At 73.1% G+C, this 10250-nt stretch carries 5 protein-coding genes; 3 read left to right on the top strand and 2 right to left on the bottom strand.

Features of this window, described 5'->3' with window-relative positions:
• Together AC5P1C_RS40460 and AC5P1C_RS40455 are read left to right on the top strand one after the other, a co-directional pair.
• Window positions 1-5553, top strand: a 5553-nt coding sequence (locus tag AC5P1C_RS40460; protein WP_493870995.1) for a thioester reductase domain-containing protein, incomplete at its 5' end; no start/stop codon positions are given.
• 75 nt (window positions 5554-5628) lie between these two features.
• Window positions 5629-6426, top strand: a complete 798-nt coding sequence (locus AC5P1C_RS40455; RefSeq protein WP_493870994.1) for a thioesterase II family protein — start codon at window positions 5629-5631, stop codon at window positions 6424-6426.
• 43 nt (window positions 6427-6469) lie between these two features.
• Here the strand turns inward: AC5P1C_RS40455 and AC5P1C_RS40450 are convergent, their stop codons facing one another.
• Both AC5P1C_RS40450 and AC5P1C_RS40445 read right to left on the bottom strand, forming a co-directional pair.
• A complete protein-coding gene (locus AC5P1C_RS40450) occupies window positions 6470-6697 on the bottom strand; it encodes an acyl-CoA carboxylase epsilon subunit (RefSeq protein WP_493870993.1) in 228 nt (75 codons plus the stop codon).
• A 53-nt stretch (window positions 6698-6750) separates the two neighbouring features.
• Window positions 6751-8337: an acyl-CoA carboxylase subunit beta gene (locus AC5P1C_RS40445; protein WP_493870992.1), complete on the bottom strand. Its 1587-nt coding sequence runs from the start codon at window positions 8335-8337 to the stop codon at window positions 6751-6753.
• Window positions 8338-8571: 234 nt separating this feature from the next.
• Between AC5P1C_RS40445 and AC5P1C_RS40440 the strand changes: the two genes are divergently transcribed.
• A complete protein-coding gene (locus AC5P1C_RS40440; RefSeq protein ID WP_493870991.1) occupies window positions 8572-10179 on the top strand; it encodes an aspartate aminotransferase family protein in 1608 nt (535 codons plus the stop codon).
• The last annotated feature ends 71 nt before the right edge of the window (window positions 10180-10250 follow it).

Raw genomic sequence — 10250 nt, 5'->3', positions numbered from 1 at the left:
GTCCTCGCGGTCGTACGCGGCAGCGCCATCAACCAGGACGGCGCGAGCAACGGGCTCACCGCACCCAACGGCCCCTCACAGGAGCGCGTCATCCGCTCCGCGCTGACCAGCGCGGGCCTCGGCTCGGCCGAGGTCGACGCGGTCGAGGCGCACGGCACCGGCACCCGCCTCGGCGACCCCATCGAGGCCCAGGCCCTGCTCGCCACCTACGGCAGGAACCGGCCCGCCGAACGCCCCCTGTATCTCGGCTCTCTGAAGTCCAACATCGGGCACTCCGTGGCGGCCGCCGGTGTCGGCGGCGTCATCAAGATGATCCAGGCCATCCGCCACGGCGAACTCCCCAGAACCCTGCACGTGGACCGGCCCACCGACCACGTCGACTGGGACGCGGGCGCCGTGGAACTGCTCACCGAGGCCCGCGCCTGGCCCGACACCGAAGGCCGCCCGCGCCGCGCCGGCATCTCCGCGTTCGGCGTCAGCGGCACCAACGCCCACGTCATCGTCGAAGAGGCCCCGGCCGAGGAACCCACCGACGATCACAGTGGGCCGGCCGCCCCCGCCCAGCCGGTACGGGTCCTTCCCGCGCTGCCCTGGCTCGTCTCCGGCAAGGACGAGGCGGCCCTGCGCGCCCAGGCGGCCCGGCTCGCGACGTACCTGGAGGGCGCGGGCGCCGGTGCGGCGGAGCTCGACGTGGCGTTCACCCTGGCGACCCGGCGTACCGCCTTCGACCACCGCGCCGCCGTCACCGGCCGTGACCCCGGCGAACTCCTCGCCGGGCTGCGGGCCTTCGCCGCCGGCCATGTCCACCCGGCCGTCATCACCGGCACCCGCACTCCCGGCAAGACGGCCTTCCTCTACACCGGACAAGGGGCCCAACGCCTCGGTATGGGACGAGAGTTGTATGTCTCCCACCCCGAGTTCAAGGAGGCGTTCGACACGGTCGCGGCCGCCCTCGACCCGCATCTGACCCGGCCCCTTGCGGACGTCATCGCCACCGGCGAGGGCCTGGACCGTACGGAGTTCACCCAGCCCGCGCTCTTCGCCGTCGAGGTGGCGCTGTCCCGGCTGCTCGAATCCTGGGGCATACGCCCGGACTTCGTGGCCGGACACTCGATCGGCGAGCTGGCCGCCGCCCACGTCGCCGGCGTCTGGTCCCTCACCGACGCCGCCCGCCTGGTGGCCGCGCGCGGCCGGCTCATGCAGGCCCTGCCGGAAGGCGGCGCGATGGTCGCCGTCCAGGCCGCCGAGGACGAGGTCGCCGCCTCGCTGCGCAGCCACGGCGGTGCCGTCTGCATCGCCGCGATCAACAGCCCGACCTCCGTGGTGGTCGCGGGGGACGAGAGCGCCGTCGAGGCCGTGGCCGCGCACTGGCAGGAGCGCTCCATCTCCACCAAGCGCCTCACCGTCAGCCACGCCTTCCACTCACCGCACATGGACGGCATGCTCGACTCCTACCGCGCTGTCGCCGCCGACATCGCCTACCAGAGCCCGCGCATCCCCCTCGTCTCCACCGTGACCGGCAGGACGGCGACCCACGCGCAGCTGTCGTCCCCGGACTACTGGGTCGCACAGGTCCGCGAGTCCGTGAAGTTCCTGCACGCCGTGCGCACCCTGGAGGAGCAGGGCGTCACCGCGTACTTCGAGGTCGGTCCCGATGCCGTGCTCGCCGGTCTCGTGAGCGCCTCCGTGCAGGCCCCGGACGCGGTCCTCAGCGTCCCCGCCGCACGCCGCGACCGCGCCGAGCCCGAGGCGCTCCTGCAGGCCGTCGCCGCGCTGCACACCCGGGGAGTGCCGGTCGACTGGGCGGCCTGCTTCAGCGGCACCGGGGCCGCGGCCACCGATCTGCCCGGCTACGCCTTCCAGCGCGAGCGGTACTGGCTCGCCCCCGACGGCGCCGTGGCCGACGCCGCCGGACTCGGGCTGCGGCCCGGCGGCCATCCGCTGCTCGGTGCGCAGGTCGAACTCCCGGACGCCGACGGCGCGTTGTGCACCGCCCGCGTCTCGACCCGCAGCCACCCGTGGCTCGCCGGGCACACCCTGCACGGCGTCCCCGTGCTGCCCACCGCCGCACTCGTGGAGCTGGCCGTCGCGTCCGGCGACGCACTCGGCACCGGCGCTCTGGCCAGGCTCACCGTGCACACACCGCCCGCGCTGCCCGCCGACGCGCCCCTCCAGCTGCGCCTCACCGTCGGCGCACCCGACGCCCGCGGCACCCGCCCGTTCACCTTGCACGGCCGCCCCGACGGCGCCGACGTGCCCTGGACGACGCACGCCGACGGCACCCTCACCGCCGCCGTCATGGCCCCCGCCACCATGGCCGCCTGGCCGCCCCTGGAGGCGGCCGAACTCCCGCTGGACACGGCGCACCAGGAACGCGGCATCGTCGCGGCCTGGCACGGCGCCGACACGGTCTACGCGGAGGTCGAACTCCCCGAGGACCAGCACACGGCCACCTCCGGCTTCGGCCTGCACCCGAACCTCCTCGACACCGCGCTGCGTGCCGCGTCGTTGCTCGACGCGGCACGGACCGAGGCCCCGGAGGACTCCGGTGAGGTGTTCACCGACGCCGTACGAGACGGTTTCGAGCTGTATGCCACCGGGGCCACGGCCCTGCGGGTGCGCGCCGTCCGTACCGCCGATGGGTCCTTGTCCGTCGACCTGGCCGACCGGGCCGGACAGCCGGTGGCCGCCCTGCGCGGTGTGACGCGACGGCCCGCGACCGCCGCCGAACTCGTCGCGGGGCGCGCCCGGGACGAAATGTTCCACCTGGCCTGGGAGCCGGTCGAGATGCCCGCGGCGGAGCGGCCCCTCGACTGGGCGGTCCTGGGTGCGGAGCCGGACCAGGAGAGGGCAGACACCGGCGGGACCGCCGCGCTGCACCATGTGACCCGCAGGGCCCTGGAACTCGCGCAGCGCCGGTCCGACGACGGACCTGCCGACAACACGCCCCTGGTGATCCGCACCCGGGGCGCGGTGGCCACCGCGGCGGGCGAGGACGTCACCGACCTGGCGTCCGCCGCCGCCTGGGGCCTGCTGCGCTCGGCGCAGTCCGAGACGCCCGGCCGGTTCGTCCTGGTCGACACCGACGACGCCACGGCGGACACGGAACTCGCCGCCCTGCTCGGCGCCGTGGTCGCATCCGGCGAGCCACAGGCGGCCATCCGCGACGGCCGGATACTCCTCCCGCGCCTGCGGCGCACCCCGCCCGCCGCGCCCACGGCACCCTCCGGCGCCTGGAACCCGGACGGCACCGTCCTCATCACCGGTGGCACCGGCAGCCTCGGCGCCCTGTTCGCCCGCCACCTGGTGAAGCGGCACGGCGTACGGCGGCTGCTGCTGCTCAGCCGAAGCGGACCCGAGGCACCCGGCGCCGCCGAACTTGTCGCGGAGCTGGCCGAGTCGGGAGCCGAGGCCACCGTGGTGGCCTGCGACGCCGCGGACCGGGACGCGCTCGCAGAGGCCCTCGCGGCCGTCCCCGCCGAGCACCCACTCACCGGGGTCGTGCACACCGCGGGCCTCATCGACGACGGCCTGGTCGCCGACCTCGACCCCGAGCGGCTGGCCGCCGTACTGCGGCCCAAGGCGGATGCCGCCCGGCATCTGCACGAGCTGACCCGGGACGAGAACCTGGCCGCGTTCGTGCTGTTCTCCTCCATCGCTGCGCTCATCGGCGGCGCGGGACAGGCGAACTACGCGGCCGCCAACGCCTACCTCGACGGCCTGGCCGCACACCGGGCCGCCCATGGCCTGCCCGCCACCTCGGCGGCCTGGGGCATCTGGCGGCAGACCGGCGGCATCGCGGGCAACCTGGCCGCCGCCGACCTCGCGCGGATCGCCCGCGCGGGGTTCCTGCCGGTCACCGAGGACCGGGGCCCCGCGCTCCTCGACCTCGCCCTGGCCGACCCGCACCCGGTGCCCGTCCTCACCGGACTCGACCTGGCTGCCATGCGGGAGCAACCCGCCCAGGTGGCGACCGTGCTCACCGGCCTGGTCCGGCGCCCCGTGCGGCGCACCGCGAGCAACTCCGCGGTGGCCGCGGGCGATCTGGCCGACCGGATCGCCGACCTCGACGAGGCCGAACAGCACCGCCTCGTCCTGGAGTTCGTGGCCACCCAGACCGCTGGGGTGCTCGGCCACGCAGACCCGGACGCCGTCAGCCCCGAACGGCCCTTCTCACATCTGGGCTTCGACTCGCTGACCTCGGTCGAGCTGCGCAACCGGCTGGCCGGCGGGCTCGGAGTGCGGCTGCCCGCCACTGCCGTCTTCGACCACCCGACCCCGGAGCGGATGGCGGCCCATCTGCGGGAGGCCCTGCTCGGCCCCGACCGGGAAGAACCGGCCCGGGACGAGGTCGACTTCGCGGCCGAGATCGTCCTCGACGACGACATTGTCCCGGCCGCCGAGACCGTGCGGTTCGCCGCCGACCCCGGCGAGATCCTCCTGACCGGAGCCACCGGGTTCCTCGGCGCGTTCCTGCTGCGCGACCTGCTGCGCGAGACGAGCGGCACCGTGCACTGCCTGGTGCGCGCCACGGACGCGGCCGACGGGCTGCGGCGTATCCGCGAGAACCTGCGCTGGTACGAGCTGGCCGACACAGTCGACGTGAGCCGCCTGCGGGTGGTCGTCGGCGACCTCTCGGAGCCCCGACTCGGCCTGGCGGAGGGCGATTTCGACCAGCTGGCCCGCACCGTGGACGCCGTCTACCACGCCGGTGCCACCGTGCACTGGCTGCACCCCTACAGCACTCTGAAGGCGGGCAACGTCGGCGGTACCCAGGAGATCCTGCGCCTCGCGGCCCGGCACCGCACCGTCCCCGTGCACTACCTCTCCACGACGGGTGTCTTCGCGGGCGAACTGGCCGGCGGCGTCCCCCTGAAGGTGGACGATCCCACCGGCCCCGCCGAGGCGCTGCCCAGCGGCTATCTGCAGAGCAAATGGGTGGCCGAGCAGATCGTCTCCGTCGCGAGGGAGCGCGGACTGCCCGTGTCGGTGCACCGGATCGACGTGATCTCCGGGGACCAGGTCAACGGCGCCTGCCAGACACGCGACTTCGTCTGGCTCAGCCTGCGCGGTCTGATCCAGGCGGGCGCGGTGCCGCGCGGCCTGGTCGGCCGGGTGCACCTGACGCCGGTCGACTACGTCAGCGCCGCCGTCGTCGCCCTGTCCCGGCGGCCGGAGTCGGCCGACGGCACCTTCCACCTGTTCAACCAGAGCCATCTGAGCTTCGCCGAGTTCATCGGCGAACTCCGGTCCCTGGGCTACGAGTTGACCGAGCGCGACTGGGAGACCTGGAGGAGCGGAGTCAAGTCCGACCCGGACAACGTGATGCTGCCGCTCCTCGAGGCCTTCGAAATGATGGCCCACGGCAACGAGACGTTCTACCCGCCCGTGGACACCCACATCGCCGAACGGGCCCTCGCCGACTCCGGCATGGGCATCGCCTGCCCCGAGATGACGCCCGAGCTGTTCAGGCGGTACGTCGCCTTCTTCGTCCGGGCCGGCTACTTCCCGACGCCGCCCGCGGCCCCGGCCCTGCCGACCCCGTCCCAGTGAGCCCGTAGCCCGTACGACATACGCGGCCGGTCCCGCCCCGCGAGGGCCGGGACCGGCCGCGGGATTGGACCCACCATGGTGACGACCGACGACCGGGCACAGCGCCCGCCGAGCCCTTCGAGCCCCGACAGCACCTGGTTCCGCCGCTACGACAACACCGAGGCGGACGGCGGCACCGCCCCCCGCGTGTTCTGCTTCCCGCACGCGGGGGGCGCCGCCAGCGCCTATCTGCCGCTGTCCCGGGCGCTCGCGCCCCGCGTGGACGCGGTCGCCGTCCAGTACCCCGCCCGCCAGGACCGCCATCGCGAGCCCGCCGCGACCTCACTCACGGACCTGGCCGCGACCATCGCGGAGCGCCTCGCCCAGAGCCTGGGCGACGACCGGCCGTACGCCCTGTTCGGACACAGCATGGGCGCGTTGCTCGCCCACGAGACGGCTCACCACCTGGGCCGCCTCGAAGCCCCCGCTCCCGCGCACCTGTTCCTCTCCGGCCGCGGCGCACCGGTGGAGGGCCCGTGGCCGAGCGACCAGATCGAGGGCGACGAAGCGCTGCTCGCGGAGATACGCCGGCTCGGCGGCACCGGCGGCGGAGTCCTGGAGGCGCCGGAGCTCCTGGAGATGGTCCTGCCGGCACTGCGCGCCGACTACCGGGCCCTGTCCACGTACCGCTGGATTCCGGGGCCCCTCCTGGACACCCCGATCACCGTCCTGGTGGGCACGGACGACCCGGTCGTGCCGCAGGAGGCCGCGGCGGGCTGGCTCGAGTACACGACGAAGCCGGGGAAGCTGCATGTCTACCCCGGCGGACACTTCTATCTGGACACCCACACGGCCCCGGTGGCGGACCTGATCGCGACGACGCTCAGCACGTGAGAAGCCGGAGGCGGGGCGCAGGGCGCCCCGCCTCCAACAGCCCTCAGCCAGCGGTACGTTGCCACGTGCGCGGCCCCGCGAAGAACCCGGCAGACCGCTCCGGTCGACGCCACGGGGCCACGGCGCGGTCGGCGTCGGAGTCCTCCTCCGGCGCCCCTTCCGCGGCGGCCGCGGTCGCCAGCAGCACCGCCGTGAGCGCCGCCAGTTCGGCGTCGTCGGGGCTGCCCCGCTCGACCCGGATCAGACCGCCTGTGCCTTGGCTCTCAGCCATCCCGCACACTCCCTTCGTCGTACTCCACACCGGGCGCTCCGCCCGGCGGAGCCTCACTGCGGCGGATTGCCGTGCTTGCGGCGCGGCAGGTCCGCGTCCTTGGCGCGGAGCATGGCGAGCGAGCGGGCGAGCACGGAACGGGTCTCGCGCGGGTCGATGACGTCGTCGACGAGCCCGCGCTCGGCCGCGTAGTAGGGGTGCACCAGCTCGGTCCGGTACTCCTCGATCTTCTGCCGCCGTACCGCATCGGGATCGGCCGCCGTGCTGATCTCCCGGCGGAAGACCACGTTCGCCGCGCCCTCCGCGCCCATCACGGCGATTTCGTTGGACGGCCACGCGAGCGCGATGTCCGCGCCGATGGAACGCGAGTCCATGACGATGTACGCGCCGCCGTACGCCTTGCGGAGTACGAGCGAGATCCTCGGCACGGTGGCGTTGCAGTAGGCGTACAGGAGCTTCGCGCCGCGCCGGATGATGCCGTCGTGCTCCTGGTCCACGCCGGGCAGGAAGCCCGGCACGTCCACGAGCGTGACCAGGGGGATGTTGAAGGAGTCGCAGAACTGCACGAACCGCGCGCCCTTTTCGCTGGCCTTGATGTCCAGGACCCCGGCCGTCACCAACGGCTGGTTGGCGACGACGCCCACCACCTGCCCGTCGATGCGGGCGAGGCAGCACACGAGGTTGGCCGCCCAGGTGGCGTGCACCTCCATCAAGTCGCCCTCGTCGACGAGCTCCTCGATGACCTTGCGGACGTCGTAGGAGCGGCCTGCGTCTTCGGGGACCAGGTCGAGCAGGGCGTCCCCCGGGCGGTCGGCGGGGTCGTCGGCGCGGCCGATGGGCGGCAGTTCGCGGTTGTTGGAAGGCAGCATCGACAGCAGATACCGCACCTCGGCGATGCAGCTCTCCTCGTCGTCGTACGCGAAGTGCGCGACGCCCGACGTCTGCGCGTGCACATCGGCGCCGCCCAGACCGTTCTGGCTGATTTCCTCGCCGGTCACGGCCTTCACCACGTCGGGCCCGGTGATGAACATCTGCGAGGTGTCGCGGACCATGAACACGAAGTCCGTCAGGGCGGGGCTGTACGCTGCGCCGCCCGCGCACGGGCCGAGCATCACGCTGATCTGCGGGATGACACCGGACGCCTTGGTGTTGCGCTGGAAGATCCCGCCGTACCCGGCGAGCGCGCTGACACCCTCCTGGATGCGGGCGCCCGCACCGTCGTTGAGGGAGACCAGCGGCACACCGGCCGCGATGGCCATGTCCATGATCTTGTGGATCTTCGTGGCGTGCGCCTCGCCGAGCGCGCCGCCGAAGATCCGGAAGTCATGCGCGTAGACGAAGACCGTACGGCCCGCCACCGTGCCCCAGCCGGTGATCACACCGTCCGTGTACGGCTTCTTGTTCTCCAGGCCGAAGCCGGTCGCCCGGTGCCGGCGGAACCGCTCGACCTCGGTGAAACTGCCCTCGTCCAGGAGCAGTTCGATCCGCTCGCGGGCGGTCAGCTTGCCCTTGGCGTGCTGGCGCTCGGTGGCCTTGGGGTCCGTCCCGTTGCGGGCCTGCTCCTTGAGGGCTTGCAGTTCCTGCAGCCGCCCGTGGCCCTCGCGTTCCGCTGCGTCCGTGGGTGACTCGAAAGTCAGCACCTTTTCCCACCCTCCGTTACGACTTACGCCGAACGTAACCGAGGCCGATTGGGGCACCGCCACCGCCGGGTAATGAGGGACTCACTCCCCTACGGACCGTGCACGTGCCCGGATTAACGGCCAGTGAGCGGCCATTGACATGGCATCAGAGAGCCTGGGCGGACACGACTACGAGAACGCAGGCGCAGCGGTCGCTTTGTGCCGCGGGCCGCCGACGGCCGACAAGGGGCGACCATGACTTCGGACTCCACCCGACCCACCACCGCGCAACTGGCCGAGCCGTACCTGGGCGCGGTGCTCGCCACCGCGGGCCTCGGCGCCGAGTATGTGCGCGCCGAGGGAAACACGCTGTACCGGCGCGGCGCGGACGGCGGCGAGAGCCCGGTGACGGACTTCGCGGGCGGCTACGGGTCCCTGATGCTCGGCCACCACCACCCGGAGATCACCGCGTACGCCAAGAAGCTCCTCGACGACGCGGTGCCGGTGCACGCCCAGTTCTCGGTGCGGCACGACGCCAACCTCCTGGCCGTCGAGCTCAACCGCATCCTGCGGCGTGAACTCGGCACCGACGAGAGCTACTTCGCCATCTTCGCCAACTCCGGGGCCGAGGCCAACGAGGCGGCCGTCAAGCACGCCGAACTGGTCCGGGTCCAGCGCCTGGACGCCGTCACCGCCGAAGTGGCGGCCGAACTCGCGTCCGTACGCGAGGCACTGACGGCGGGCGAGGCGACGGTGCCCGAGAAGATCTGGCAGGAGCTCGGCCTGCCCGCGCCGGACGCGGCCGCCCCCGCCGATACCGCCCTGGTCGAGGCGCTCACCCGGCGAAACGCCGAACGGGCCGTGCGGCCACCGGTGTTCCTCGCCCCCGAGGGCTCCTTCCACGGCAAGCTGGTCGGCAGCGTCCAGCTCACGCACAACGACGGCTACCGCACCCCGTTCAAGGCGCTCGCCGCGCAGGCCAGGTTTGTGCCCTTCGACCGGCCGGGTGAGCTGCGCCGCACCGTCGAGCGGGAGCGCACGGTGCTGCACGGCCTCGCGGTGCGCGGCGGCGTGGTCCGTGCCACCGTCCACCAGGCGCCGGTGTTCTGCGCGCTGATCCTGGAGCCGATCCAGGGCGAGGGCGGCATCGTCGAACTGCCCGAGGCCTTCGCCCGGGAGGTGCGGGAGGTCTGTGAGAGCGAGGGCATCGCGCTGATCGTCGACGAGATCCAGAGCGGCATGGGCCGCACCGGTGACTTCCTCGCCAGCACCCGACTCGGCCTGCGCGGCGACTACTACACCCTGGCCAAGAGTCTGGGCGGCGGCCTCGCCAAGATCTCCGTGATGCTGGTGCGCGAGGCTCACTACCGCGGCGAGTTCGAGCTGGTGCACAGCTCCACCTTCGCCAAGGACGCCTTCTCCAGTCTGATCGCGCTCAAGGTCCTCGAACTCCTCGAGGCGGACGACGGCGCCGGCTACCGGCGGGCCGCCGAGCGCGGCGCATGCCTCAGGTCCGCCCTGGAGGCGGTCCGCCGCGACCACCCGGGCGTGGTCAAGGAGGTCCGTGGCCGCGGCCTGATGCTGGGTCTCGAGTTCCACGACCAGTCCGACGCCCCGGACCCCGGCGTACAAGAGGCCGCTCGCCAGGGCCTGTTCGGGTACTTCGCTGCGGGGCACCTCCTCAACGCCCATGGCATCCGCACCTTCCCGACCGCCAGCGCCACGCACACGCTGCGGTTCGAGCCCTCGGTGTACCTCACGGACGACGAGATCCGCCGTCTCGAAGAGGCCCTGAGGGACACCTGCGACATCATCGACGGCGGCTACCGCAGGCCACTTGAGGTGCAGGCGCCGGTGGCCTGAGCGAGAACGCCGCACGCGGCCGTGGACGAAGTGCGAACACTTCGTCCACGGCCGCGTGCGGCGTTCTCGGC

The organism is Streptomyces sp. A18 (genome assembly GCF_059026065.1).
This window is presented reverse-complemented; position numbering and strand designations above follow the sequence as displayed.

Excerpts from the sequence above, each read along its gene's own strand:
- AC5P1C_RS40455 (WP_493870994.1), top strand. The coding sequence starts at position 5,629 with ATGGTGACGACCGACGACCGGGCACAGCGCCCGCCGAGCCCTTCGAGC.
- AC5P1C_RS40450 (WP_493870993.1), bottom strand. The coding sequence starts at position 6,697 with ATGGCTGAGAGCCAAGGCACAGGCGGTCTGATCCGGGTCGAGCGGGGC.
- AC5P1C_RS40440 (WP_493870991.1), top strand. The coding sequence starts at position 8,572 with ATGACTTCGGACTCCACCCGACCCACCACCGCGCAACTGGCCGAGCCG.